General features: G+C 55.1%; 23 protein-coding genes and 1 tRNA gene. 11 read left to right on the forward strand and 13 right to left on the reverse strand.

Going from position 1 to position 25,541, the window contains the following annotated elements; all coding sequences use genetic code 11:
* The first annotated feature begins 63 nt into the window (after positions 1–63).
* From ada to mgtE, 4 genes are all read left to right on the forward strand, one after another.
* A complete protein-coding gene (gene ada, locus F153LOC_RS01310; protein WP_102104886.1) occupies positions 64–1,128 on the forward strand; it encodes a bifunctional DNA-binding transcriptional regulator/O6-methylguanine-DNA methyltransferase Ada in 1,065 nt (354 codons plus the stop codon).
* The gene (gene alkB, locus F153LOC_RS01315) at positions 1,128–1,778 is read left to right on the forward strand and encodes a DNA oxidative demethylase AlkB (protein WP_102104885.1); all 651 of its coding nucleotides are present in this window, start codon (positions 1,128–1,130) and stop codon (positions 1,776–1,778) included. Before ada ends, alkB begins: the two co-directional genes overlap by 1 nt.
* Positions 1,779–1,854: 76 nt before the next feature.
* The gene (locus F153LOC_RS01320; protein ID WP_100779484.1) at positions 1,855–3,498 is read left to right on the forward strand and encodes a multidrug ABC transporter permease/ATP-binding protein; all 1,644 of its coding nucleotides are present in this window, start codon (positions 1,855–1,857) and stop codon (positions 3,496–3,498) included.
* Between the two features lie 158 nt (positions 3,499–3,656).
* A complete protein-coding gene (gene mgtE / locus F153LOC_RS01325; protein ID WP_102104884.1) occupies positions 3,657–5,093 on the forward strand; it encodes a magnesium transporter in 1,437 nt (478 codons plus the stop codon).
* Here the strand turns inward: mgtE and F153LOC_RS01330 are convergent.
* Positions 5,056–6,357 carry a SulP family inorganic anion transporter gene (locus F153LOC_RS01330; RefSeq protein WP_102104883.1) on the reverse strand — a complete coding sequence of 434 codons (1,302 nt, stop codon included), beginning with the start codon at positions 6,355–6,357 and terminating at the stop codon, positions 5,056–5,058. The two genes, mgtE and F153LOC_RS01330, sit on opposite strands and share 38 nt — an antisense overlap.
* A 190-nt stretch (positions 6,358–6,547) precedes the next feature.
* On the opposite strand from F153LOC_RS01330, the gene mqo reads away from it, so the two are divergent.
* Entirely contained in the window at positions 6,548–8,203 is a 1,656-nt protein-coding gene (gene mqo, locus F153LOC_RS01335; RefSeq protein WP_102104882.1) for a malate dehydrogenase (quinone), read from the forward strand.
* Positions 8,204–8,248: 45 nt separating this feature from the next.
* Here the strand turns inward: mqo and eco are convergent, their stop codons facing one another.
* Positions 8,249–8,758, reverse strand: a complete 510-nt coding sequence (gene eco, locus F153LOC_RS01340) for a serine protease inhibitor ecotin (RefSeq protein WP_100779488.1) — start codon at positions 8,756–8,758, stop codon at positions 8,249–8,251.
* Positions 8,759–8,962: 204 nt separating this feature from the next.
* Here eco and F153LOC_RS01345 point away from each other — a divergent pair, with 204 nt between their 5' ends.
* Both F153LOC_RS01345 and F153LOC_RS01350 read left to right on the forward strand, forming a co-directional pair.
* On the forward strand, positions 8,963–9,223 hold the full coding sequence (locus F153LOC_RS01345; RefSeq protein WP_100779489.1) for a DUF2534 family protein: 261 nt from the start codon (positions 8,963–8,965) through the stop codon (positions 9,221–9,223).
* Between the two features lie 352 nt (positions 9,224–9,575).
* Entirely contained in the window at positions 9,576–10,481 is a 906-nt protein-coding gene (locus F153LOC_RS01350; RefSeq protein ID WP_146003448.1) for a hypothetical protein, read from the forward strand.
* Positions 10,482–10,551: 70 nt separating this feature from the next.
* Here F153LOC_RS01350 and F153LOC_RS01355 read toward each other — a convergent pair whose 3' ends face one another.
* The 5 genes from F153LOC_RS01355 to F153LOC_RS01375 form a co-directional block, all read right to left on the reverse strand.
* Positions 10,552–11,196 (reverse strand): helix-turn-helix domain-containing protein, encoded by a 645-nt coding sequence (locus F153LOC_RS01355; RefSeq protein ID WP_107703206.1) that lies wholly within the window; start codon positions 11,194–11,196, stop codon positions 10,552–10,554.
* 163 nt (positions 11,197–11,359) lie between these two features.
* Positions 11,360–11,599, reverse strand: coding sequence for a DinI family protein (locus F153LOC_RS01360; RefSeq protein ID WP_100779492.1), 240 nt, complete (start codon positions 11,597–11,599; stop codon positions 11,360–11,362).
* Positions 11,600–11,722: 123 nt separating this feature from the next.
* Positions 11,723–11,799 (reverse strand) — tRNA-Pro (locus F153LOC_RS01365).
* Positions 11,800–11,871: 72 nt separating this feature from the next.
* Entirely contained in the window at positions 11,872–13,632 is a 1,761-nt protein-coding gene (gene yejM / locus F153LOC_RS01370) for an LPS biosynthesis-modulating metalloenzyme YejM (RefSeq protein ID WP_102104879.1), read from the reverse strand.
* Positions 13,633–13,651: 19 nt separating this feature from the next.
* Entirely contained in the window at positions 13,652–13,879 is a 228-nt protein-coding gene (locus tag F153LOC_RS01375; RefSeq protein WP_100779494.1) for a YejL family protein, read from the reverse strand.
* Between the two features lie 134 nt (positions 13,880–14,013).
* On the opposite strand from F153LOC_RS01375, the gene yejK reads away from it, so the two are divergent.
* On the forward strand, positions 14,014–15,021 hold the full coding sequence (yejK, locus tag F153LOC_RS01380; protein ID WP_100779495.1) for a nucleoid-associated protein YejK: 1,008 nt from the start codon (positions 14,014–14,016) through the stop codon (positions 15,019–15,021).
* 50 nt (positions 15,022–15,071) lie between these two features.
* Here the strand turns inward: yejK and rplY are convergent, their stop codons facing one another.
* Together rplY and F153LOC_RS01390 are read right to left on the reverse strand one after the other, a co-directional pair.
* The gene (gene rplY, locus F153LOC_RS01385; RefSeq protein ID WP_100779496.1) at positions 15,072–15,356 is read right to left on the reverse strand and encodes a 50S ribosomal protein L25; all 285 of its coding nucleotides are present in this window, start codon (positions 15,354–15,356) and stop codon (positions 15,072–15,074) included.
* 124 nt (positions 15,357–15,480) lie between these two features.
* The gene (locus F153LOC_RS01390; protein WP_102104878.1) at positions 15,481–17,241 is read right to left on the reverse strand and encodes a DEAD/DEAH box helicase; all 1,761 of its coding nucleotides are present in this window, start codon (positions 17,239–17,241) and stop codon (positions 15,481–15,483) included.
* Positions 17,242–17,391: 150 nt separating this feature from the next.
* On the opposite strand from F153LOC_RS01390, the gene rsuA reads away from it, so the two are divergent.
* The 3 genes from rsuA to F153LOC_RS01405 all read left to right on the forward strand — a co-directional run bounded on the left by rsuA (position 17,392) and on the right by F153LOC_RS01405 (position 19,991).
* A complete protein-coding gene (rsuA, locus tag F153LOC_RS01395) occupies positions 17,392–18,099 on the forward strand; it encodes a 16S rRNA pseudouridine(516) synthase RsuA (RefSeq protein ID WP_102104877.1) in 708 nt (235 codons plus the stop codon).
* Between the two features lie 15 nt (positions 18,100–18,114).
* On the forward strand, positions 18,115–19,311 hold the full coding sequence (locus F153LOC_RS01400) for a Bcr/CflA family multidrug efflux MFS transporter (protein WP_100779499.1): 1,197 nt from the start codon (positions 18,115–18,117) through the stop codon (positions 19,309–19,311).
* Between the two features lie 335 nt (positions 19,312–19,646).
* Positions 19,647–19,991, forward strand: coding sequence for a YejG family protein (locus F153LOC_RS01405; protein ID WP_100779500.1), 345 nt, complete (start codon positions 19,647–19,649; stop codon positions 19,989–19,991).
* Between the two features lie 3 nt (positions 19,992–19,994).
* On the opposite strand, the gene yejF is transcribed toward F153LOC_RS01405, so the two are convergent.
* Genes yejF through F153LOC_RS01425 form a run of 4 tightly spaced genes read right to left on the reverse strand, consistent with a single transcriptional unit; the run spans position 19,995 to position 25,520 of the window.
* Positions 19,995–21,584, reverse strand: coding sequence for a microcin C ABC transporter ATP-binding protein YejF (gene yejF, locus F153LOC_RS01410; RefSeq protein WP_102104876.1), 1,590 nt, complete (start codon positions 21,582–21,584; stop codon positions 19,995–19,997).
* 1 nt (position 21,585) lies between these two features.
* Positions 21,586–22,611, reverse strand: a complete 1,026-nt coding sequence (locus tag F153LOC_RS01415; RefSeq protein ID WP_102104875.1) for an ABC transporter permease — start codon at positions 22,609–22,611, stop codon at positions 21,586–21,588.
* Positions 22,611–23,705, reverse strand: coding sequence for a microcin C ABC transporter permease YejB (locus tag F153LOC_RS01420; RefSeq protein ID WP_100779503.1), 1,095 nt, complete (start codon positions 23,703–23,705; stop codon positions 22,611–22,613). The genes F153LOC_RS01415 and F153LOC_RS01420 overlap by 1 nt, the downstream gene beginning before the upstream one ends.
* 9 nt (positions 23,706–23,714) lie before the next feature.
* Complete coding sequence (locus F153LOC_RS01425) at positions 23,715–25,520, reverse strand: extracellular solute-binding protein (protein WP_102104874.1); 1,806 nt, start codon at positions 25,518–25,520, stop codon at positions 23,715–23,717.
* Between the last annotated feature and the right edge of the window lie 21 nt (positions 25,521–25,541).

Raw genomic sequence — 25,541 nt, forward strand, 5'->3', positions numbered from 1 at the left:
TTGCGGGTTTTTGTTCAGTGGCACTCCGGCATTGTGTGAGTATGCTTGTAAGAGGAGCCGATGATGAAAAACGTGATCCTGAATACCGATGAAGAACGCTGGCTGGCAGTGCTGGCCCGCGATTCCAGTGCCGATAACCAGTTTGTCTTTGCCGTCCAGACAACCGGCATCTTTTGCCGCCCTTCCTGCCGGGCGCGCCACGCGCTGCGCAAGAATGTCCGTTTCTTCCCCGATGCCCGTCATGCTGAACAGGCCGGGTTTCGCCCCTGCAAACGCTGCGCGCCGGACAAAGCCGATCCTCAGGCCGCAAAAATGGCCAAAATCGAACAAGCCTGCCGCCTGCTGGAAGAGGACTCTGCGCTGACCCTGACTGCGCTGGCAGAAGCGGTGGCGATGAGCCCGTTCCATTTTCACAGGCTGTTTAAAACCCACACCGGGATGACGCCGAAATCCTGGCAGCAGGCGGCGCGCGCGCGACGTTTACGGGCCGCACTGACGCAGGGCGATACCATTACCGATTCCGTACTGGCCGCCGGTTTCCCCGACAGCAGCAGCTACTACCGAAAAGCAGACGACGTGTTGGGCATGACCGCGAAGCAGTACCGCAATGGCGGGAATGACGTGACCGTGCGCTACGCCATTAGCGACTGCGATCTGGGCCGTTGCCTGGTGGCGGAAAGTGAGCGCGGGATCTGTGCGATTTTACTGGGCGATAATGACGATGCCCTGGCAGAAGAGATTCATACGCTTTTCCCTCACGCACAGCAGGAAACGCCCGAGGGGACCTTTGCGGGCAGGCTGCATCAGGTGATTACGAGTCTGGATAACAGCGGCACGGCGCTGGCGCTGCCGCTGGATATTCGCGGTACCGCGTTTCAGCAGCAGGTCTGGCAGGCACTGCGCGCGATCCCCTGCGGTGAAACTGCGAGCTACCAGCAGGTCGCCAGTGCCATCGGCAAACCCAACGCGGTGCGGGCGGTGGCAAGCGCCTGCGCGGCCAATAAGCTGGCGATCGTTATCCCTTGTCACCGCGTCGTGCGAAACGACGGCGCCTTGTCCGGCTATCGCTGGGGAACGGCGCGCAAAGCGCAGTTGCTGCAGCGTGAAGCGAAAAATCAGGAGGAGTAATGCTGGATCTGTTTGCGGATAGCGATCCCTGGCAAGAGCCGCTGGCGCCCGGTGCCACCATTTTGCGCCGCTTCGCTTTAGCGCGCGCCGATACGCTGTTTCAGGCAATTGCTGAGGTCGCTGCGCTATCGCCGTTCCGCCATATGGTCACGCCGGGCGGATACACCATGTCCGTGGCGATGACGAACTGCGGATCGCTTGGCTGGACGACAAACGATCGCGGGTATCTCTATTCACCTATCGATCCTGTGACGGGCCAGCCCTGGCCGTTAATTCCCGCAGCGTTCAGCACGCTCTGTCATGACGCGGCAGTCGCGGCGGGCTATCCGCACTTTCAGCCCGACGCCTGCCTGGTCAACCGCTACGCGCCGGGAGCAAAGCTATCGCTGCATCAGGACAAAGACGAGCCGGATCTGCGTGCGCCGATTGTGTCTGTTTCGCTGGGCCTGCCTGCGGTCTTCCAGTTTGGCGGCCTGAAGCGCAGCGATCCGCTTAAGCGGCTGATGCTTGAGCACGGTGACGTGGTGGTGTGGGGTGGGGAATCTCGGCTTTTTTATCACGGGATTCAACCCCTTAAACCTGGCATTCATCCACTGGCAGGGGAGTACCGCTACAATCTTACCTTCCGCCAGGCATCGGATAGCGAATAAAAATAAGAATTATTCTTGATGTAACCGTCGGGCAGTTTACACTGCTGGCTGTTTTTTCTTGTCCGGATTGCTTTGCATGCAACTACTTCTCCTTGTCTGGCGTCAGTACCGCTGGCCGTTTGTCGCGGTTATGGCGCTCAGCCTTGCCAGCGCCGCGCTGGGCATTGGGCTTATCGCCTTTATTAACGTCCGTCTGATTGAAATGGTCGATACGAAACTGTCGGTATTGCCGGAGTTTCTCGGCCTGCTGCTGCTGCTGATGGCGGTCACGCTGGCTTCGCAGCTGGCGCTGACGGCCCTGGGGCACCATTTCGTCTATCGCCTGCGCGGCGAATTTATCAAACGTATTCTCGATACGCAGGTTGAACGCATCGAACAGCTGGGCAGTGCGTCACTGCTGGCGGGGCTGACCAGCGATGTGCGAGCGATTACGATTGCCTTTGTGCGTTTGCCGGAGCTGGTGCAGGGTATCATTCTGACCTTTGGCTCAGCAGCCTATCTGGCGTGGCTATCGACCAAAATGCTGGCGGTGACCGCGATTTGGATTGTGGTCACTATCTGGGGCGGTTACCTGCTGGTGGCACGCGTGTATAAGCACATGGCGGTGCTGCGTGAAACAGAAGATAAGCTCTATAACGACTACCAGACGGTGCTGGAAGGGCGCAAAGAGCTGACCCTCAACCGCGAGCGCGCCGAGCACATCTTTAACAACCTCTATATTCCCGATGCACGCGAATATCGCCATCACATCATTCGCGCCGATACCTTCCACCTGAGCGCCGTGAACTGGTCGAATATCATGATGCTGGGCGCAATCGGTCTGGTGTTCTGGATGGCAAACAGCCTCGGCTGGGCCGACACTAACGTGGCGGCGACCTATTCCCTGACGCTGCTGTTCCTGCGTACGCCGCTGCTCTCCGCCGTGGGTGCGCTGCCGACGCTACTCAGTGCTCAGGTGGCCTTCAGAAAACTGAATCAGTTTGCGCTGGCGCCGTTCCGCCCTGAGTTCCCGCGCCCGGATGCCTTCCCGGACTGGAAAACGCTGGAACTGCGCAACGTCACTTTCCATTATCAGGATAACAACTTTGCCGTCGGCCCGGTCAATCTGACCATCCATCGCGGCGAACTGCTGTTCCTGATTGGCGGCAACGGTAGCGGAAAATCCACGCTGGCGATGCTGCTGACCGGGCTGTATCAGCCGCAGTCGGGTGAAATCCTGCTGGACGGAAAAGCGCTGTCCGTTGAGAAACCGGAAGATTATCGCAAGCTCTTCTCCGCAGTCTTTACGGATGTCTGGCTGTTCGATCAGCTGTTAGGGCCGGAAGGCAAACAGGCAAATCCTGAGCTGGTCGCGAAGTGGCTCGAACAGCTGAAAATGTCGCATAAGCTGGAGCTTCAGGACGGCAAAATCCTTAATCTCAAACTGTCGAAAGGGCAGAAAAAACGCGTGGCGCTGCTGCTGGCGTTAGCGGAAGAGCGCGACATCATTCTGCTGGATGAGTGGGCGGCCGACCAGGACCCTCACTTCCGCCGCGAGTTTTATCAGGTGCTGCTGCCGCTGATGCAGGCGATGGGCAAAACGATTTTCGCCATCAGCCACGACGATCACTACTTCATTCACGCCGACCGCTTGCTGGAGATGCGTGACGGACAGCTCAGCGAGCTGACCGGCGAGGAGCGCGATGCCGCCTCGCGAGATGCCGTGGCGCGTACTGCGTAAAGGTAAACATGCCGGGGGGCGGCCACGCCTTACCCGGCTTGTTTTACGACAAAACCTGCTATCCGCTCCTTTTTTATCCATTCCGCCCATTTGTTTATTATCATTTACATTCCCCCACGCTATGCTTGATATCACCTTATTTCATGGATTTATGATTGATGTCGTTGATAAACAAAAACAGCGCAAGGCTGCGCGATCAGGAGCGTGCCCGACTTATCTGGCTTCTGACCACTGATAAAGCGGTCACGTCGGCGTTACTCGGAAAATTGACCCTGGCTGAGCAATATGACGTCGGTACCTTGTCCGACGATATTGCTGAGGTAGGGGCGCTGGTTGCCCATCTGCCACCGCCGGACCTGGCGGATACCCTCGAGTCTCTCCCTTCGGAAGAGCGTCACGCCCTGTGGCGACTGGTGCAGGATCATGAGCGTGGACAGGTACTCCTGGAGGCCTCGGAGAACGTCTGGGATGATCTCATCGATGATATGAGCGACCGCGAACTGCTCGATGCCGTGCAGACGCTGGATATTGACGAGCAGATCTACCTGGTTCAACACCTGCCGCGTAACCTGACGGGCCGCCTGCTGGCATCGCTGCCGGCGGAAGAGCGTGCTCGCGTACGCCAGGTGATGGACTTCGCTCAGGACAGCGTCGGCGCGATCATGGAGTTCGAAGTGATCATGGTGCGCCCGGACGTCACGCTGGCCACCGTGCAGCGCTATTTGCGCCGCAAAGGGAAAATGCCGGAAAACACCGATAAGCTGTTTGTCACGGCGCGCGACAAAACCCTGCTTGGCGAGCTGTCGCTGCAATCCATCCTGCTCAACGATGCACAGCGTCGGGTGAGTGAGGTCATGAATAACGAGCCAATGGTCTTCTCCCCGGAAGATGACGCTGAAAAGGCGGCGCGTACCTTCGAACGTGACAACCTGATCAGCGCCGCAGTTGTGGATTCTGTCGGCAAACTGATGGGCCGCGTGACGATCGATGAAATCGTTGACGTGGTGTATGAAGAGACCGACAACGATTTGCGCGCGTTAGGCGGTCTGAGCGCCGAAGATGACGTCCATGCCTCCGTCGGCAAAGCGGTCAAAACGCGCTGGGCGTGGCTGGCGATTAACCTCTGCACCGCTTTTATTGCCTCCCGGGTGATCGACGGCTTTGAACACACGATTTCACAGCTGGTGGCGCTGGCCTCCTTGATGCCAATTGTGGCAGGGATTGGCGGTAACACCGGGAATCAAACCATCACCATGATCGTACGCGCCCTGGCGCTGGAGAAAATCCAGCCTGGGAACTTTACGTTCCTGATCTTCAGGGAGATGGGTGTGGCACTGATTAACGGCCTGGTGTGGGGCGGGATTATGGGCGGCATCACCTGGTGGCTGTACGACGATATGGCGCTGGGTGGCGTGATGATGCTGGCGATGGTGCTCAACCTGCTGGTGGCATCGATGATGGGGGTGATCATTCCGCTGACGATGACCCGCTTCGGGCGCGACCCCGCGGTGGGGTCGAGCGTGATGATCACCGCCATTACCGATACCGGCGGCTTCTTTATTTTCCTTGGCCTGGCGACGATTTTCCTGCTGTAACCGCGTGCTTGCGCTTCAACCGGGCAGGGATTATCACCATCACGATGATCCCGCCCAGTACGCCAATTGCCAGATTGCCGGTTGAGACGGTGGCCGCAACGGTCACCAGCATAACCAGGGTTTCAGCAATCGGCGCGTCTTTCATGGTTCCCGGCTGAATGCTATGCCAATTGAAGGTCTTGAACGCCACAATCGCCATAATCCCGGCAAGCACCGCCATCGGAATGTGCGCCATGACTTCGCTCAAGCCGGTGACCAGAATCAGCAAAACCACACCCGCCGCCAGCGTAGATATGCGGCTGCGTCCTTTCCCCATCTCCACGTTAACGATGGTTTGCCCAATCATTGCGCAACCGGCGATACCGCCGTAAAAGCCGGACATCATATTCGCAACCCCCAGCCCGATGCTCTCCCGGCGTTTACTCGACGGCGTCAGGGTGAGTTCATCCACCAGTTTTGCCGTCAGCAACGATTCCATCAGACCGACAAAGGCGATGCTGAGCGCGCAGGGCCAGATAATGCTCAGGGTGTGCAGGTCCAGCGGCACCAGCAGCTGCGTCAGACCCGGTAGCCCGCCGCTCATGGAGCCTTCGTCGCCGACGGTCGGCAGAATCTGCCCGCTGGTCACGGTAAAGAGGGTTAAAACGACAATGGCGATAAGCGGGGAGGGAACGCTTTTGATAACCCGAGGCGCCCACAGGACTATCAGCAGCGTCAGCACAAACAGTCCGACGATCAGCGGGCTTTTGGTCCAGAAATGGGGCACCTGGGCAAAGAAAATCAAAATGCCGAGGGCATTCACAAACCCGGTCATCACCGACTGGGGAATAAAGCGCATCAGACGCTCCATGCCGAGCACGCCAAACAGGATCTGAATGAGACCGGCGAGGATCACGGCAGGCAAAATGTACTGAACCCCGTGCAGATGCACCATTGGGCCGATCACCAGGGCGACGGAACCGGCAGCAGCGGTAACCATCGCCGGACGGCCGCCTAAAAAGGACATCGCCAGACAGAGCACCACCGAGGCGATGAGACTCACCTTCGGGTCCACTCCGGCGACCACGGAAAACGAAATCACTTCGGGGATAAGCGCCAGAGCGGTAATCACGCCGGCTAAGGTTTCGCGCATCAACATTTTAGGTGAGCGCAGTACGCTCGAGACGCGACCATCGTCAGGCGTCAGGGCAGAAGTGTGTGGTAATGACATAGCTATTCGCAGGTTAGGGCAGGCTTCCGTGCGCGCGATCACAAAGTGCAGCATAGTAGCCAGAAAAGCCGCGCGGTGCCAGCCAGCAATCCTGATACCCACACAATTATTCAAACATTTAATTTCACAATTACAATAATTTCTTAACCTTTAAACAATGTTTAAAAATTGTTAACGTTCCCCCGCAGCTTATTTCACCTGCATTTTCCACGTAAAAAGCACGACTACAAGTAAGGCATAAATGATGAAAAAAATGACTGCCATGCTCTTTTCTATGGCCGTAGGGCTAAGCGCCATCTCAATGGCGGCGAAAGCGGATACGCCTAAAGAGCAGGAAACGGACGTCCTTTTAATTGGCGGCGGCATTATGAGCGCCACGCTGGGCACCTATTTACAGGAATTACAGCCAGACTGGTCGATGACCATGGTTGAGCGCCTCGACGGCGTGGCGCAGGAGAGTTCGAACGGCTGGAACAACGCCGGTACGGGCCACTCGGCACTCATGGAACTGAACTATACGCCGCAGAAAAAGGACGGTTCCATTAGTATCGAGAAGGCGGTTGAGATCAACGAAGCCTTCCAGATCTCCCGCCAGTTCTGGTCACATCAGGTAAACAGTGGTGTGATGCACGACCCGCACTCCTTTATTAATACCGTTCCGCACATGAGCTTTGTGTGGGGCGACGACAACGTCAACTTCCTGCGCGCGCGCTACGCCGCGTTGCAGCAGAGCAGCCTGTTCCGTGGCATGAAATATTCTGAAGATCATGCGCAGATTAAAGAGTGGGCGCCGCTGGTGATGGAAGGGCGTGACCCGAACCAGAAAGTGGCCGCGACCCGTACTGAAATCGGGACCGACGTAAACTACGGTGAAATCACCCGTCAGCTGGTGGGCGCATTGCAGAAGAAAGACAACTTCAAACTGCAGGTCAGCACCGAAGTGCGTGGCTTTAAGCGTAACGCGGATAACAGCTGGAGCGTGACCGTTGCCGATCTGAAAAACAATGAAGCCGAGCACGTGATCAAGGCGAAGTTCGTCTTTATCGGGGCCGGTGGCGCTGCGCTGAAACTGTTGCAGGAGTCCGGTATTCCGGAAGCCGACGACTATGCGGGCTTCCCGGTTGGCGGCCAGTTCCTGGTCTCTGATAACCCGGAAGTAGTGAACCGTCATCTGGCGAAAGTGTATGGTCAGGCCTCCGTTGGCGCTCCGCCGATGTCTGTTCCGCATATCGATACCCGTATTCTGGACGGCAAACGCGTGGTGCTGTTTGGGCCGTTTGCGACCTTCTCCACGAAATTCCTGAAAAACGGCTCCCTGTGGGATCTGCTGAGTTCCACCACCACCTCGAACTTTATGCCGATGGTGGATGTGGGCCTGGATAACTTTGATCTGGTGAAATACCTGATTAGCCAGGTGATGCTCTCCGATGACGACCGTTTTGCTGCCCTGCAAGAATACTACCCGCAGGCGAAGAAAGCCGACTGGCGTTTATGGCAGGCGGGTCAGCGCGTGCAGATCATCAAGCGCGATCCGAAAGAGGGCGGCGTTCTGCGTCTGGGTACGGAAGTGGTGAGCGACAAAGACGGGACCATTGCCGCGCTGCTGGGCGCATCGCCTGGAGCATCCACTGCGGCACCGATCATGCTGCATCTGATGGAAAAAGTGTTTAAGGATAAAGTTGCCAGCCCGGAATGGCAGGCGAAGCTGAAAAACATTATTCCGTCTTATGGCACCAAACTGAACGGTAACGTGGCAGCGACGGAACAAGAGCTGGAATACACCAGCGGTGTTCTGCAGCTCAAATACGAAAAACCGCAGGCAGCAGATGTGGCACCGCAGGCGCAACCGCAGGCAAAACCACAGCCGGAATCTAAACCGGTCGCGGATATCGCGCTGTAAATACTATGAAGGACAAAAAGCCGGGTATCACTACCCGGCTTTTTTTTAACGCACGACTGCGTTTTCGACTTTCTCGTCGGCTTTCCAGACGCGGTATTTCACGTCGATATTCTCGGGCGTGTAAACCACAATCGGTAATTTGCTGTTGTAGCGCAGCAGGCTGTTATCGCCAAGATACGCTGTCACGAACTGCTGCGTTTTTTTCCCGTCCGGGCAGGCCATCATCGTGGAAACAGGAGACGTCACGTTATCGAAGACGTAATAGTCGTAGCCCCAGCCTTCCAGGGTTTTGCTTTCCAGTTTGCCGCCAAGGCGATGACGATTGCAGTCCACTTCCAGGTTCTGTCCAATCAGCAGCTCTACTTTAAACGCAGACTCATCTTCCTGAGCCGGGAGCTGGATAACCTGACGCTTCATGCCTTTTTCCGCCTGCGGGTATGGCGCAATCTTTTCCAGAGGCTGCGCTTTCGGCGTTTCGCTTGCGAAGGCGCTGGTGCTCATGCAGGCAGCAGCCAGAAGGGCGATGGCAAATTTAGGTGTGTTTTTCACAGTCATTCCTTTTATGTCAAACAATCGATGCAAGATTAGCATAGTGCAGACGGCTGCCTGGTGGGATTTACCTATATTTTGATTTCACTCGGTTGATCACACTGCTTTTGTGGTTGTATGGCAGAGATAAATGCTGATATGGAATGAAAGGGGAGATCGTGTTAGGGTTAGCGCTAAATAATGTTATTCATCTGTAAAGGAAAGAGAGACATGGTCCGCGCAAAGCTTAAAACCCCCGAAGGCAGGAAGTTTTTACTGGCGCTGTTTGTGGTGTTTCTGATTGCCGCCGCAGGCGTCGGACGGGCAACAATCGTCGGTGTGATTGAGCAGTACAATATTCCGCTCTCACAGTGGACGACCAGCATGTACGTTCTGCAGTCGGCGATGATTTTTGTTTACAGCATGGTCTTCACCATTTTACTGGCGATTCCGCTGGGGATCTTTTTCCTCGGTGGCCCTGATAAGCATTGAATAATCGCCCATGATAAATAAGCCAACCTTCGGGTTGGTTTTTTTATGCCTGAATCGTTCTGAAAATGTTAAAACGTTACGTTTGCGTTAACCTCATGCATGTCAAAAATATCATTAATTAACACGTATTATGTATACATTAAATAAAGTCAATCCTATAAAAAACTTTCATTGATTGTATTAGAGTGCATAATTGCTTTCCTTTATTAATATCTATAGCCTTTGTCACACAAATTTAATTCTGTTTCGTAAAAGATTAAATGTAAACATTTCTGGCTTCGAAAATAATCATAAACCCGTAACGCTAATTAAAGGCGGGGTTTACTGTTGAATAAATTTAGTGAGTGATGTGATGAAAAAAACAATTATTTCTCTGGTGGTCCTGTATTCTTTTTCTGTTTCAGCTCATGCGATGACAGTTGATGAGGCGAAGGCTGAAGTCGCTCAAGCTGAGCATGCCGTGGAGTCAGCCCACGATCAGGTTATTCACAATAACCACAGTGTGACTCACACTACAATGCAAGACGATCGTGATCTGATGAATGTTGCGGGCCAAATGCGCGCGGAGGCTTATGCCGATCAGCGCGCAGCAGAGCAAGAAGCGCAGAACCAAAAAGATGCTGCGGAGAAAGCGCAGGCCAATGCTGAACGTGATGCGAAAATCGCTGAAGCGCGTTTAAATTCTCCGTCTGCCACTGCCAGCCACAGCAAGGGCTGGGTAATGGCACCGGGCATCATTAAAGAGTCTAATCCTGCGGGTTATCCAACGCATCAGATTGGGCCTGCGACGCATCTGGACAGCAGTGTCGCGGATCAGCAGGCGGCAGCGGTGGCGAAAGCGGAGATGGCACAGCACGAAGCGGAGCTGTCGAATTACGGTGTAAAACGCTCCGGAACGGCCACCTATTCGGAACCAGCGCGTGTAATCAGCTATTCTGGTCCGTCGACGCGCCCAAACACTGGCGCAACCATTACTGGCGCAACCATTAACGTCGCGGCAAATACCCTGAAACCAGATACTCAGGTCCAGATTACGGATACGGCAGGCCATAAAAGTGTGGTTAAGGCTTCGACGCTGACCCCATCCACTCAGGTAAGTATCCCGTTCCACAGTGCTTTCCAGCATGCGAAGAAAGGCGGTAATAACCGTAATACGGCTTCTTCCCAATCCGAACATGGAACCGGAACCGGTGCGGACAATGCGCATGACCACGCCTTTGGCGGGCATGTGGGTGCGGGCGGTGGCTTCCATATGTAACGGGAATCAATGTAAATTAAAAGGCCATCGATTGATGGCCTTTTTAATGACAGAAAACAATAAATAAGGGCTAACGAGGGGTGTCGTTAATAAACGTCAATACACCTCGCTGAATACCGATGATATTTTCGCTTTTCATTTCAGCCAGAATACTCATTACGCCACTGCGGGAAAGCCCTGTTTTTTCCATAATATATTTGCATGAGTTTGTTTTCAGCCGGTATTGCTCACTTTCGTTCATTAAGTCAACCAGACAGTCACGGATAATCTCCCGCGAGCGTAGCCCTATACTGTAATGACTCAAGGCAGAGTGCAGGCCCATAATGTAGAGAAGATAGTTACTGTAATCTTCCCACATTTTCTGCTCTTTAATGATCGTCATGGCGGTTTTGTAAGGCAAAATCGCGACATTCACCGCGGTGACGCTCATCAATCGAAACGCATTCCCCATATATTCTGGATGCGATATTCCGGCCACAAAGGGCGCTTTCAGCGTTCCTTTAAGCGTTCCGTTATCAATACGAGAAATATCCACCAACCCTTCGAGGAGAATTAAGCACAGACGCTCACCCTGGCTATCGAGATGCAGGATACGGTGTGCGGAAAATTGTTTAAGCTGTGCGTGGGGAAGAAAGCGATGGATCAATCGGTCAATCTGCGCGTGCGGTTTAAAACGCGTCAGTGTGTGGATTGGCATGGCAGCTTTGGGATTCATGATGGTGCCCGGCATTTTTAAGTAATTATCGCAGAAGCTGTGAAACGCGCAATCACATGCTCACACTGCGACATAAAACAACTATACGAATGGTGAGCATTGTTTAATGAACCCTGGGATGAGTCGCCAGGGGTCATAGTCGTAAGAAAGAAGTGCAGGGGGGTTACTCAGAAACCATCCACATATCCGCTTCTTCAAACATCTCTTCCAGCATGCGGTTGAGTTTCTCGCGATCGCTTTTGCTGGCATCGCTGTTCAAACCGTTCGCCTGCATAGGTTTCACTTTCACCACTGCCTCCGGGAAGATCCGGTGCACGCGTTTTGTTAATTCATTCAGGATGATGTCACTGGCGCCCGGTAAACCTGCAACGTTGCGCTTGTCATAAACGAGTTCAACAAACATAACTGCCTCATGATAACTGTTTTTATATACAGCATCTTCGCGGTTACGCCCTTAAGAGTCAAGCAGTCCGGATGTTCAGGCAAAAAAAAACCAACCGTAAAAGGTTGGTTTTTTTTACTATTTTGGTCGGCACGGAGAGATTTGAACTCTCGACCCTCGCCACCCCATGACGATGCGCTACCAGGCTGCGCTACGTGCCGACGTATGAAAAAGATACTACCTGTTTGCATTCTGAATGCAAGAGTGTACCACGCTAACTGATTTAAAATTAATCAGTTAGCGATAAACCGTTTCTCGTCAGTGAGCACCTGTAGCAACAGGCTCAGCTGCGGTTTTTGGTCGTGAATTTTCTCACCCTGCAGGTTATACGTCTGGTAATTGCCGTTGCTGTTGAGCACCAGCGTCAGTGCTGGCGTAGTCACTGCCAGGGTGTTGTTGCTGGCTGCCGTCACCCAGTTATGGCGACGCGTAGCGCTGAACAGATCCTGACCCTGAGAATACTCATTCGCCGGTGTGCTGACGTGCAGCAGACGTTGCATCAGCGTGGTCATCACATCTTTGTGATCTGTCAGCATATTGATGCGCTGCGCCGGTGTGCCCGGCCAGTGTACGACCAGCGGAACGTGCAGGTTAGGGCGCGACCAGTTCATGTCCGTCGCTTCATCGCCCAGCGGCACGCCGTGGCCCGCAGTGATAATCACCACGGTATTATCCAGCTTGCCGGATTCGCGCAGGGCGTTAATCACGCGCGCAATCTGATCATCGACATTGCCGGCCGCGCGGCTGTAGCGGCGGACAAAGCCTTTTTGATTGCTGTCATCAAGGTTAGTGCCGTTGAAGGCCACCCATGAGAACCAGCGATTATCTTCTTGCGCGTAACGATTGAGCCAGTTTACCCACTGACCGGCAGTCTGTTCGTCAGTCTGATTTTGCGCAGGCGGCAGTGAGAAATCAGACAGCAGTGCCTGGCGATAGAGCGGGCTACTGAAACCGTCAGAGGAGAACAGTCCCAGCTGGTAACCCTGTTGGTTCAGGGAGGTAATCAGCGCCGCAGGCGTTCGGGCGGAAAGCACGCCGTCCATATAGCCGGCGGATATGCCGTAGAACAGACCAAAAATACCGGCGTCGGTGTTATTTCCCGAGCTCATATGCTGGGTGAAGTTGATGTTCTGCTCGGCAAACTGTGCAAGCGCAGGCATCTGCTTCTCGTAACGGGAGTAGTTCAGACCGTCGACGGTAATAAGCAGAACGTTCTGGCCCTGACCCATATCGCGATAACGTAACTCGCTCAGCGGATACTGGACCGACACGGCTTCCGGATTACCTTGTTCCACCAGACGGCGCTGATATTCCTGCGCATCCAGCAGGCCGTGTTTCTCCAGGAAGCGGCGTGCCGTCATCGGATAGGAGAGCGGCAGGTTGGCGCGCTGCATTGTAATCGGGCGATAGAAGTTCGCATCCGCCCAGATGTACATAATATGGGAGCTGATAAACGCGACGAAAAACAGCGCCGCAACGGGCTGGGCATAGTGGCGACGGCGGGTGAGGCTTCGCAGTTTTTGCCAGCTCCAGGTGGCAAACAGCATCTCAATCAGCAGGATAATCGGCACGCTGATAAACATCAGCTGCCAGTCACGCGCGGTTTCGTTCTGGTCGGGATTGATCACCAGTTCCCAGACGATGGGATTGAGATGGAGGTGAAAACGGGTGAAAACTTCGCTGTCGATCAGCAGCAGGGTCATGCCGACAGTGGCGAGTATTGCGGATAAAAACCGCATCAGCCTCTGCGACATCACGACAAACGTCAGAGGGAACAGAATCAGCAGATAAGTGGCGAAGACCAAAAAGCTAAAGTGCCCGACAACGCTTATCCAGGAGTAAATGCGCCCGGTTAAGGTCGTCGGCCAGTCGGCCACTAACAGATAACGGCTGCCGAGTACCATGGCCAACAGAATGTTGAACAAGGCAAACCAGTGCCCCCAGCTAACCATCTGGGAGACTTTTTCACGGTAGCGCTGACGATTCGTCACCATAGACTGTCGTTCGTTTCCCTTAATGCGCCTGGTCGTCGCTGACGGAGGACTGCAACGCGTGGGCGAATGATTTTGCGATCGCCTGACGTTGGGCCGGAGCAACGCTGGTATTGATAAGGTTGGTGACCATATTTCCCAGAACCATCAGGGAGAGATCGGTCGGCGTTTTATGTTTTTCAAGTACGTTGACCAGCTCACTGAGCAGTTGTTCAACGTGTTCATCACTATAGCGGGAATGTTGTGGCATAAATCGAAATCAGTTTGTTGATGAGAGGGCAACATATTACCGTAGCAACAGCTTTTTTTCCCCTTTTTTATCTTCTATTGCACACATGCGTGGGTGGTGGTTGAATACCGCCCGGTCTTAAAGGAGAGTTTATCATGAGTCTGGATATCAACCAGATTGCCTTGCACCAGCTTATCAAGCGTGATGAGCAAACCCTGGAGCTGGTGCTTCGCGATTCGTTACTGGAACCAACGCCTACCGTTACGGAAATGATGGCGGAGCTACACCGCGTCTACAGCGCTAAAAATAAAGCCTATGGCATGTTCAACGACGAGAGTGAGCTGGCCGAAAGCCTGCGTCTGCAACGCCAGGGCGAAGAGGATTTTCTGGCGTTCAGCCGCGCGGCAACTGGGCGTCTGCGTGACGAGCTGGCAAAATATCCGTTCGCTGACGGCGGTATCGTACTGTTTTGTCAGTACCGCTATCTCGCCGTGGAGTACCTGCTGGTCACGGTGCTCAGCAATCTGAGCAGCATGCGCGTCAACGAGCAGATGGATATCAGCTCCACACATTATCTGGATATCAACCACGCCGATATCGTGGCGCGAATCGATCTGACCGAATGGGAAACCAACCCGGAATCAACGCGATATCTGACGTTCCTGAAAGGGCGCGTGGGCCGTAAAGTCGCCGATTTCTTCATGGACTTCCTCGGCGCCAGCGAAGGTCTGAACGCGAAAGCACAGAACAAAGGGCTGCTGCAGGCCGTGGATGATTTCACCGCGGAAGCGCAGCTCGATAAATCCGAGCGTCAGAACGTGCGTCAGCAGGTTTACAGCTACTGCAACGAACAGCTGCAGGCGGGCGAAGAGATTGAGCTGGAGTCGCTATCCAAAGAGCTTTCTGGCGTCAGCGAGGTCAGCTTCCACGAGTTTACGGCGGATAAAGGCTACGAACTGGAAGAGAGCTTCCCGGCGGATCGCAGCACCCTGCGTCAGCTCACCAAATTTGCCGGTAGCGGCGGCGGGTTAACGGTGAACTTCGATGCTATGCTGCTGGGCGAGCGCATTTTCTGGGACCCGGCGACGGACACCTTAACCATCAAAGGTACACCGCCGAACCTGCGCGACCAGCTGCAACGCCGTACGTCTGGCGGTAAATAACAGCCATAAAAAAACCCCGCAATGCGGGGTTTTTCTCAACTTGTTGGCGATTAAGCGCGAACGAAGTCGACGTGAGACAGTTTTGGCTTGAACGGGTGACGCTGAACAGCCTGAACTTTCACTTTTTCTTCTTTGCCATCGATAACGATAGTCAGAACTTCGGTGTAGAAACCTTCTTTAGTCTGCTGGTTCCAGACTTTGTCCTGGTCCATCTCGATTGCTACTGGAGCAGCATCGCCACCATAGATGATAGCCGGGAATTTGTTAGCTGCGCGCAGGCGGCGGCTCGCACCCTTACCCTGCACAGAACGTACTTCTGCATTGATAGTAAACATTGATTTCTCTCTGTAAATAAGTCCTGCTACAGGCGACCCAGCAGCAGGTGAGTGTTCTGCCTCACGGATGTGAAGCGGGCGGCATTTTATACTCAAACGCCCGTCACATCAATCAAAAGTGCCCTTAACCGCGCAATTCATTGGCCCGACGGAAACGCCCTTCGTAATCGAAGACCTTCTCACGCACCTGCCAGAACTGGCCTTTTTTGCGCGCGACGACAAAATCCGGGTGGCGCAACAATACCTGCTGATGGACGATGTCGGCGACCGTTATCCAGCGCAATGGCACACCTGGCGTGCGGGTATGCGGGCGAATAAACAGCTGTTCAAAAGCCGTGCGCTGGGCGGGCGTATGCAGACGAAAACGCTCGCTGACGTCTGCGCCGTCCTCATCGTAATAGGTGATTTTCAGCCATTCGCCTTTCTCGTCGGCGCCGGGCTGTAGCGCCATGCCCGAGCAGCGTAGCACCAGCGCGTCTTTCAGCTTCAGCGCGGCTTTTAGCATGTCATCGGGATCGACCAGCACCGTGTCACATTCGCGACAGCGCCGCGCGGCAATATCATTTTCGGCGTTACACTGCGGGCAGTTTTTAAAGCGAAAACGGTAATCGCACTGTTCGCGATGACCGTCATCATCCTCAAACCAGCCCTGGCAGCGGCGGCCAAAATGCTCAATCAGGGTTCCGTCGGCAGTGGTTTTTCCCCAGAAGGTATTGGCGAAACCGCAGCCGGGACAGAAAACCTGCACCGGGACGTTCCCGCTTTTGCCCTTTGGCGTACCCACTTCCGGTGAATAGAGATCGTGCGGGTTCCCCGCGTAATCAAGAATCAGACAGTCGGTCTTGCCGGGAGACAGCCGCAGCCCACGGCCAACAATCTGCTGATAGAGGCTGACGGATTCGGTCGGGCGCAAAATCGCAATCAGATCCACGTGCGGGGCGTCAAACCCGGTGGTCAGCACCGAGACATTCACCAGATAGCGGAACTGCTGTGCTTTAAAGGCGTCGATCAGCGTGTCGCGCTCCGGTCCTGGCGTTTCACCGGTGATCAGCGCCGCGTCGTCGGCCGGAAGCAGGCCGGTTATCTCTCTGGCGTGCTCGACGGTGGCCGCGAAAATCATCACCCCTTTGCGCGTCTGGGCGAACTCTTCGATCTGGCTGATGATATGCGGGGTGATGCGCTGCTGTTTTTTCAGCTCCAGGTTCATATCCGCTTCGCTAAACAGCCCGTTACTCTGGGCCTTCAAGCGGCTGAAATCATACTGCACGACCGGCATGTCCAGCCGTTCGGGTGGTGTCAGATAACCGTGCTTAATCATGTAGCGCAGGGGCAGCTCATAGATGCAATCGCGAAACAGGGCTTTTTCGTCGCCACGCACCATGCCGTGATAATGGAACTGATAGATCCAGCCTTTGCCCAGGCGGAAGGGCGTAGCGGTCAGCCCCAGCAGGCGAACCTGCGGGTTTACTGTTTTCAGATGATTAAGGATTTGCTGATACTGGCTCTCATCGTCATCGCTGATCCGATGACACTCGTCGACAATCAATAGCGAGAATTCATTGCGAAAATGCACCATGTTTCGTGCGACCGACTGCACGCTGCCAAACACCACTTTGCCGTGGCTCTCTTTGCGTTTCAGCCCGGCGGCGAAGATATCGGCCTCAAGACCCAAAGCACAGTATTTGGCATGGTTTTGCGCTACCAGCTCTTTGACGTGGGCCAGTACCAACACCCGGCCACGCGCCAGCCGTGCCAGTTCGGCAATTACCAGGCTTTTGCCCGCTCCAGTGGGCAGGACGATGGCGGCAGGTTCAGTGTGCTTGCGAAACCAGGCGAGGGTGGCGTCAACGGCTTCCTGCTGATAGGGGCGAAGTGTAAAAGTCATGAGCTCTCGATTTTGTTATCACGCACATAGTATGCCACGAAACTTTTTCCCTTGAGTGGCGCAACCAGACCGCTATACTGGACCGTTCTTGACTGCTTCTTTTTCGGACATGTTGTCCGACTTCCAGCACCATAAAGGCTATAAGATTTCATGCGACTTGATAAGTTTATCGCTCAGCAACTCGGCGTAAGCCGCGCTATTGCCGGGCGTGAAATTCGCGCCAGCCGCGTTACCGTGGATGGCGATATTGTGAAAGAGAGCGCTTTCAAACTCCAGCCAGAACATGAGGTGGAGTACGACGGCAACACGCTGACCCAGCAGAATGGCCCGCGCTATTTCATGCTCAATAAGCCGGAAGGGTACGTGTGCTCGACGGATGACCCGGATCACCCGACGGTGCTCTATTTCCTGGATGAACCTGTCGCGCACAAGCTGCATGCGGCGGGGCGTCTGGACATTGATACCACCGGTCTGGTGCTGATGACCGACGACGGCCAGTGGTCGCACCGCATTACGTCTCCGCGTCATCACTGCGAAAAAACCTATCTGGTTACGCTCGAATCACCGGTGTCTGACGATACCGCCGAGCAGTTTACCAAAGGCGTGCAGCTGCATAATGAAAAAGATCTGACCAAACCCGCGCAGCTGGACGTGATCACCCCGACCGAAGTGCGTCTGACCATCAGCGAAGGCCGTTACCATCAGGTGAAGCGTATGTTCGCCGCCGTCGGCAACCGTGTGGTTGGGCTGCACCGCGAACGCATTGGTGAAATCGCCCTCGATCCCGAGCTTGAACCCGGTGAATACCGCCCGTTAACGGAAGAAGAGATTGCCAGCGTTGGCATGCCTTCCCGCTAATTTCAGGAGCACACTGTGACCACCAGGCCACACTCGTCAATTAGCATCGTATTTATCCTTGGCCTGCTGGCCATGCTGATGCCGCTGTCGATCGATATGTACCTGCCCGCACTGCCGGTGATTTCCGCGCAGTTTGGCGTTCCGGCAGGCAGCGCGCAAATGACGCTCAGTACCTATATCCTCGGTTTCGCCGTCGGGCAGTTATTGTACGGCCCGATGGCAGACAGCATTGGCCGTAAGCCGGTGATCCTCGGGGGAACGCTGGTGTTTGCAGGGGCGGCGGTGGCCTGTGCGCTGGCGCAGACCATCGATCATCTGATAATCATGCGATTCTTCCACGGCCTGGCGGCTGCGGCGGCGAGCGTGGTGATTAACGCCCTGATGCGCGATATCTATCCGAAAGAAGAGTTCTCGCGCATGATGTCCTTCGTCATGCTGGTCACTACCATCGCGCCACTACTGGCGCCGATGATCGGTGGCGCGGTGCTGGTGTGGTTTAGCTGGCACGCCATCTTCTGGATCCTGGCGATCGCAGCGCTGCTGGCGTCGGCGATGATCTTCTTCTTTATCGACGAAACCTTGCCGGTGGAACGTCGGCAGAAGTTTCATATTCGCACCACCATCGGCAACTTCGCCTCACTGTTTCGCCATAAACGTGTGCTGAGCTATATGCTGGCGAGCGGTTTCAGCTTTGCGGGGATGTTCTCATTCCTGAGCGCCGGGCCGTTTGTTTACATCGAGATCAACCACGTTTCGCCGCAGCATTTTGGCTACTACTTCGCCCTGAACATCGTGTTCCTGTTTGTGATGACCATCATTAACAGCCGCTTTGTTCGCCGGGCAGGGGCGCTGAATATGTTCCGCGCCGGGCTGTGGATCCAGTTTGTGATGGCTGTCTGGATGGTGCTCAGCGCCTTCTTTGGCGTCGGTTTCTGGGCGCTGGTGGTCGGCGTGGCGGCGTTTGTTGGCTGCGTGTCAATGGTGTCATCCAATGCGATGGCCGTTATCCTTGATGAGTTTCCGCATATGGCGGGGACGGCCTCATCGCTGGCGGGAACCTTCCGCTTCGGGATTGGTGCGATTGTCGGGGCGCTGCTCTCCATGGCGACCTTTAACACCGCCTGGCCGATGATTTGGTCAATCGCGTTTTGCGCGACCTGCTCCATTCTCTTCTATCTCTACGCCAGTCGGCCGCGAAAAACGGCAAGCTGATAACAGAAAAGGGGCCAATGCGGCCCCTTTTTTTGATACGCGTCAACCAAACCTGCGTTTGTTTACCCCTTGTTTGTTTCTTTTATGTAAAATCTATTTATGTAAAAAGTCACATCGTTGTAGTTAAAAAGGTTGAGTTAGATCGCAGAAACGGGTACATATACCGCCAAAGCGAGCCTGTAACTCACTAAATAATGCCCTGAAAAATGAGACGCTAAAGCCCGTAACATACGGCTGTGAACGGTTTTTCAGGAAAATAACGGCAGGTTAGCAACGATGTGTTACTATAAATGTAAATAAATTGTGAAGGCTTTTTTGGCTTCCGGGGAAAGAACGTGAATACATTACAACTCTCCATAGTCCATCGCTTGCCCCAGAGCTATCGCTGGTCGGCGGGTTTTGCAGGTTCGAAAGTTGAACCGATTCCGCAAAGTGGAAAAGAGGGCGATAACTGTCTGGTGGCGCTGAAATTGCTCAGCCCGGACGATGAAAACGCATGGCCGGTGATGGAGCGTTTGAGCCAGGCACTGACCGATATCGAAGTCGTCAGCTCCGTGCTGGAGTGTGAAGGCGAACCCTGCCTGTTTGTTAACAGCCAGGATGAATTTGCGGCGACCTGCCGCCTGAAAAACTTTGGCGTCGCGATCGCCGAGCCGTTCTCCGGCCAGCATCCTTTCTGAGCGTCAGCGCAGCGCTAACAGCTGACGCGTGTAGTCATGCGTCGGCGCGGCAAACACGCGCTGACAATCCCCTTGCTCGACCACCTCTCCCTGTCGCAGCACTATCACCTGATGGCATAACGCCCGCACCACCTGCAGATCGTGGCTGATAAAGATATAGGCCAGGCGATGCTTTTCCTGGAGTCCCTTCAATAGCGCCAGAATCTGCGCCTGCACGGTGCGGTCCAGGGACGATGTCGGCTCATCCAGAATAATCAGCTCCGGTTTCAGGATCAGGGCTCTTGAGATGGCGATGCGTTGGCGTTGACCACCGGAAAAAGCCGCCGGGTAGCGATAGCGCGTTTCCGGATCCAGCCCCACCTCCTGCATCACCCGAATCACTTCCTCTTCCCGCTGGCGGGCGCTCAGCGCAGGCTGATGAACGCGCAACCCCTCCTCGATGATTTGCAGTACGTTCAGCCGCGGATTGAGAGACGAGTTCGGGTCCTGAAACACCACCTGCATCCGTGGGCGAACGGGCAACATCTGGCGACGATTCCAGCTGTGCAACGGTTTGCCGTCGAACAGAATCGTCCCCTGAGAATTGATCAGGCGTAACAGCGCCAGACCGATAGTGCTTTTCCCCGAACCCGATTCCCCCACCAGCCCCAGCGTTTCGCCTGGGCGCAGAGAAAAGCTGACGTTCTTCAGCACCGTATTCTCCGCCACCACGCGGCGGAAAATGCCTTTACGCACCGGGAACGCGACGGCCAGGTTTTCGACGTTCAGCAGCGGTTTGCTGCCCGCGGTCAGCGGGACGGGATCGCCCGACGGCTCGCTGTCGAGCAAACGCTGTGTGTAAGGGTGCTGCGGCGCGTGGAACAGGGCGGTCGCCGTGTTCTGCTCCACACAGCGACCGTTTTGCATCACCGCCACGTTATCCGCGAGTTTCTTCACGATGCTGAGGTTATGAGTGATAAACAGCAGGCTCATATTCAGCTCTTCGCGCAGTTCGCGCAAAAGCTGCAGGATTTGCGCCTGCACGGTGACATCCAGCGCAGTCGTCGGCTCATCGGCAATCAGTAGCTCCGGGCGCGTCAGCAGCGCCATCGCAATCATCACACGCTGGCGCTCACCGCCCGACAGCTGATGCGGGAAATCGGTCAGGCGTCTGGCGGCGTTACGGATCCCGGTACGCTCAAGGCAGTCCAGAATCTCGCCGCGTGCGGCCTCTTTACGCATTCCCCGGTGCAGGGATAGTACCTCATAGAGCTGTTTTTCCAGAGTATGCAGCGGGTTGAGGGAGACCATCGGCTCCTGGAAGATCATCGCGATTTTGTTCCCGCGCACGCCGCGAAGAGTGTGTTCATCGGCGTGAAGCAGTGACTGGCCGTGAAACAGAATATCGCCCTGCGGATAGACCACCGGCGGGGAGGGGAGCAGGCGCAGAACAGACAGCGCCGAGACGCTTTTGCCAGAGCCGGATTCGCCCACCAGCGCCAGCGTCTCGCCCGCCTGGATTTGCAGGGATAAATCGCTCACCACTTCGCGCGTTTCACCTTGCTGAGTGAATGCGATGGAGAGATTTTCGATGCTAAGCAGAGGCTGCGTCATCTTATACCGCCTTATTAGGATCAAAGGCATCGCGGACCGCTTCGCCAATAAAAATCAGTAACGAGAGCAGTATGGCCACCGACAGAAACGCCGTAATGCCAAGCCAGGGCGCCTGGAGATTGTTTTTCCCCTGCAGCAACAGCTCGCCCAGTGACGGTGAGCCAAGCGGCAAGCCGAAACCGAGAAAATCAAGAGAGGTGAGGGTGGTTATCGAACTGCACAGAATAAAGGGCAGGAAGGTCAGGGTCGCGACCACCGCGTTGGGCAGCATGTGGCGGAAAATGATGCTGCGATCGCTCACCCCTAGCGCCTGCGCCGCACGAATGTAATCAAAGTTACGGGTGCGCAAAAACTCGGCGCGCACCACGCCCACCAGCGCCATCCAGCCAAACAGCACAGTGATACCGAGCAGCCACCAGAAGTTGGGCTGTAACACGCTCGAGAGCAATATAATCAAAAACAGCGTCGGCATGCCCGACCAGACCTCGATAAAACGCTGGCCCCAGAGATCGATTTTACCGCCGTAATAACCCTGTACCGCGCCCGCGACAACTCCCATTACGCTCGAAAACAGCGTCAGCATCAGGCCGAAGAGAATGGATATCCGCGTGCCGTAAAGGATGCGTGCCAGCACATCGCCGCCGTTGGCATCCGTCCCCAGCCAGTTTTGCGCGGAGGGCGCAGAAGGGAAGGGAGTAGAGGTGGAGAAGTTGATACTGTTCGAGCCAAAGCGAATGGGCGCCCACAACACCCAGCCGTGATTGTCGAGCTGATCGCGCAGCCACGGGTCCTGATAGTCAGCCGGTGTGGCAAAGGGCCCGCCAAAATCACTTTCGCTGTAGTTGGTGAGTACCGGCGTGTACCAGCGATCGTTGAAATGCACCAGCAGCGGTTTGTCGTTGGCAATCAGCTCTGAACAGAGGCTCAGGATAAACAGGATGGCGAAGATCCACAGCGACCAGTAGCCGCGACGATTGTGGCGAAAACGTGCCCAGCGGGCCTGGTTGACGGGGCTTAAATGCGGCATCAGCGGCCCTCAAAATCAATACGAGGATCGACCAGCGTATAGCTGATATCGCTGACAATATTCAGCAGCAGGCCAATCAGGGTGAAAATGTAGAGTGTGCCAAACATCACGGGATAGTCGCGCGACACGGTGGCTTCATAGCCGAGCAGGCCGAGGCCATTGAGGGAGAACATCACCTCAATCAGCAGCGAGCCGGTGAAAAACATGCTGATAAAAGTGGCCGGAAAACCGGCGATGACCAGCAGCATGGCGTTGCGGAACACATGTTTCCACATGATCTGTTTTTCGCTTACCCCTTTAGCCCGCGCGGTTACCACATACTGTTTGCGGATCTCATCCAGAAAGGCGTTTTTGGTCAGCATCGTCAGGGCGGCAAACCCGCCAATCACCGTCGCCAGCACCGGCAGGGTGATATGCCAGAGATAATCGGTGATTTTCTGATACCAGGGCAGCGAGCTGAAATCAGCTGACACCAGTCCACGCAGAGGGAAGAGGTCGAAATAGCTGCCGCCAGCGAAAAAGACAATCAACAGCACGGCGAACAGAAACGCCGGGATCGCGTACCCGATAATGATGAAGGTGCTGCTCCAGATATCGAAACGGCTGCCGTTGTGCACCGCTTTGCGGATCCCAAGCGGAATCGACACCAGGTAGATAATCAGCGTCCCCCACAATCCGAGGGTGATCGACACCGGCAGGCTGTCTTTAATGAGCTGGATCACCGAGGCGCTGCGGAACAGGCTGTCGCCGAAATCGAAGCGGATATAGTCCCAGAGCATTTTGAAATAGCGCTCGTGAATGGGTTTGTCGAAACCGTAGCGGTGGGTGATCTCAGCGATCACCTCAGGATCTAAGCCGCGTCCCCCCCGATAATGGCTTTCACTGATATTTCCGGTGCCGGTTTGTGCGTGGCTGGCGCGCAGGCCTTCGCCTCCGCCGCCCGGTAGGCCGCTGCTGTTGCCAAACTCAATGGCGGCAATGGCCTGATCGACCGGGCCGCCCGGCGCAATCTGCACAATGAAAAAGTTAATGGTGATAATCGCCCACAGGGTGGGGATTATCAGCAGTAAACGGCGAATCAGGTAAGCACCCATCTGTATTCCTTAACGCCGTTCAGCGGGCAGTTTGGCGGCTTTATTGACGTCATACCACCAGTTATCTAGCCCCAGGGAATAGATTGGACGAATGGATGGCTGAGAGAATTTGTCCCAGTAGGCCAGTCGATCTTCCCCCATAAACCACATCGGCAGCATGTAGTAGTTCCAGGTCAGGACGCGATCGAGCGCACGGCCCAGAGGGACCAGCTTCGTCTTATCGCCCTGCGCGGCAATGATTTGGTTTATCAGGTTGTCGATGACCGGGCTTTTAACGCCCGGCGCGTTGTAGGTCGAGTTGATGTATTCCGACGCCCACGAGATACGAAGATTGGTGTTTGGCCACGGCTGTGCCTGCCAGACGCGCGGCATCATGTCGTAATCGCGGTTGCGCATTCGGTTGGTGATTTGCGCGTTATCAACCTGACGAATCTCCACGGTGACGCCCAAACGCTCCAGATTGTGCTGGAACGGCAATACCCACTGATTATTACCGGCGGAGGAGAGCAGCAGCTCAAAGCTGAGGGGTTTACCGGTCTGCGTATTTACCCGTTTCTGGTTTTTAAGCACCCAGCCCGCGTCGTCGAGCAGTTTGCTGGCTTTAAGCAAGTTGTCACGGTCGTAGCCATCCCCTTTTGAGGTTGGTGGCTCAAAGATACTGGTGAAAACCTCCGGCGGTATTTCAGCTTTTAGCGGCGCAAGCAGGGTCAGCTCGGCGGCATCGGGATACTGGCGGGCTGCGTATTCCGTATTCTGGAAATAGCTGTTGGTGCGGCTGTAAGCCCCGTAAAACAGCGCCTTGTTCATCCACTCAAAGTCAAACGCCAGCGTGATTGCCTGACGCACGCGCCGGTCGGCAAAGACCGGACGCTGAATATTGAATGCCAGCCAGCGCGTGTCCTGCGCGGATTCATTTTTTTGCTCGTCTTTGACGATGAAATGGTTAGAAAAATTCTTGCCTATATAGCGCGTCGCCCAGTTTTTCGGGCTGACTTCTGCGCGCAGGTCAAATGCCCCGGCTTTAAACGCCTCGAAGGCGACATTGTCGTCCAGATAGTAGTCGTAGCGAATCATATCGAAATTCCAGCGCCCCCGGTTGACCGGCAAATTAGCCGCCCAGTAGTCTTTGACGCGGGAATAGACCAGATATTGCCCCATCTTCCAGCGGGTGATGCGGTAAGGGCCACCCGCCAGCGGAGGCGTGGCGATCGGGTCGCTCAGCTTATGATTTTTCCAGAACGATTCAGGCATTACCGGGAGTGAGAAAAGACTCAGCATGCTCTCTTTACCCGGCTCTGCCAATTCGATGCGCACGGTCAGCGGGGCGATGGCTTTGACGGTCGCGCCCTTGAATACCAGGCGGAACTGCGGCACCCCTTCAGTCATAAACTTATGGAAGGTAAAGGCCACATCACTGGCTTTTACCGGGGAACCGTCGTGAAAACGGGCGCGTGGGTTGAGGGTGACTTCCGCCCAAGAAAAATCATCCGCGTAGCGCGCGGAATCAGCGATCAGCGGGTAGTAACTGCCTGGCTCATCATCCGAGGTGACAAACAGCGTGTCATACAGGGCATCGGTGCGTTCGGCGGCGACACCGCGCAGGGCGAAACGGTTAAAGTTATCAAACGTCCCGAGGGCGGAGAGGGTGATGGTACCGCCTTTGGGAGCCGCAGGATTGACGTAATCGAAGTGGGTAAAGTTCGCTTCATACTTCGGCTCGCCGAGCACGGCGAACGCGTAGCTCTCTTTAATACTCTGCGCCTGGCAGGTCACGCTGAATAACGCCATTAACAGCAAAACAAAGCGCATAGTCATTGGCAGCGTATCCCTCTTTTA

Source organism: Lelliottia sp. F153, assembly GCF_002870005.1.
GTDB classification, from domain to species: Bacteria; Pseudomonadota; Gammaproteobacteria; order Enterobacterales; family Enterobacteriaceae; genus Enterobacter; species Enterobacter nimipressuralis.

Bases quoted from the DNA above. Each gene is read 5' to 3' on its own strand.
- F153LOC_RS01355 (WP_107703206.1), bottom strand. From the start codon at position 11,196: ATGAATCCCAAAGCTGCCATGCCAATCCACACACTGACGCGTTTTAAA.
- mqo (WP_102104882.1), top strand. From the start codon at position 6,548: ATGAAAAAAATGACTGCCATGCTCTTTTCTATGGCCGTAGGGCTAAGC.
- F153LOC_RS01425 (WP_102104874.1), bottom strand. From the start codon at position 25,520: ATGACTATGCGCTTTGTTTTGCTGTTAATGGCGTTATTCAGCGTGACC.
- F153LOC_RS01390 (WP_102104878.1), bottom strand. From the start codon at position 17,241: ATGACTTTTACACTTCGCCCCTATCAGCAGGAAGCCGTTGACGCCACC.
- eco (WP_100779488.1), bottom strand. From the start codon at position 8,758: ATGACTGTGAAAAACACACCTAAATTTGCCATCGCCCTTCTGGCTGCT.
- ada (WP_102104886.1), top strand. From the start codon at position 64: ATGAAAAACGTGATCCTGAATACCGATGAAGAACGCTGGCTGGCAGTG.
- rplY (WP_100779496.1), bottom strand. From the start codon at position 15,356: ATGTTTACTATCAATGCAGAAGTACGTTCTGTGCAGGGTAAGGGTGCG.
- F153LOC_RS01350 (WP_146003448.1), top strand. From the start codon at position 9,576: ATGAAAAAAACAATTATTTCTCTGGTGGTCCTGTATTCTTTTTCTGTT.
- yejK (WP_100779495.1), top strand. From the start codon at position 14,014: ATGAGTCTGGATATCAACCAGATTGCCTTGCACCAGCTTATCAAGCGT.
- F153LOC_RS01420 (WP_100779503.1), bottom strand. From the start codon at position 23,705: ATGGGTGCTTACCTGATTCGCCGTTTACTGCTGATAATCCCCACCCTG.
- F153LOC_RS01375 (WP_100779494.1), bottom strand. From the start codon at position 13,879: ATGCCACAACATTCCCGCTATAGTGATGAACACGTTGAACAACTGCTC.
- mgtE (WP_102104884.1), top strand. From the start codon at position 3,657: ATGTCGTTGATAAACAAAAACAGCGCAAGGCTGCGCGATCAGGAGCGT.
- F153LOC_RS01320 (WP_100779484.1), top strand. From the start codon at position 1,855: ATGCAACTACTTCTCCTTGTCTGGCGTCAGTACCGCTGGCCGTTTGTC.
- alkB (WP_102104885.1), top strand. From the start codon at position 1,128: ATGCTGGATCTGTTTGCGGATAGCGATCCCTGGCAAGAGCCGCTGGCG.
- yejM (WP_102104879.1), bottom strand. From the start codon at position 13,632: ATGGTGACGAATCGTCAGCGCTACCGTGAAAAAGTCTCCCAGATGGTT.
- F153LOC_RS01360 (WP_100779492.1), bottom strand. From the start codon at position 11,599: ATGTTTGTTGAACTCGTTTATGACAAGCGCAACGTTGCAGGTTTACCG.
- F153LOC_RS01415 (WP_102104875.1), bottom strand. From the start codon at position 22,611: ATGCCGCATTTAAGCCCCGTCAACCAGGCCCGCTGGGCACGTTTTCGC.
- F153LOC_RS01330 (WP_102104883.1), bottom strand. From the start codon at position 6,357: ATGCTGCACTTTGTGATCGCGCGCACGGAAGCCTGCCCTAACCTGCGA.
- rsuA (WP_102104877.1), top strand. From the start codon at position 17,392: ATGCGACTTGATAAGTTTATCGCTCAGCAACTCGGCGTAAGCCGCGCT.
- yejF (WP_102104876.1), bottom strand. From the start codon at position 21,584: ATGACGCAGCCTCTGCTTAGCATCGAAAATCTCTCCATCGCATTCACT.
- F153LOC_RS01345 (WP_100779489.1), top strand. From the start codon at position 8,963: ATGGTCCGCGCAAAGCTTAAAACCCCCGAAGGCAGGAAGTTTTTACTG.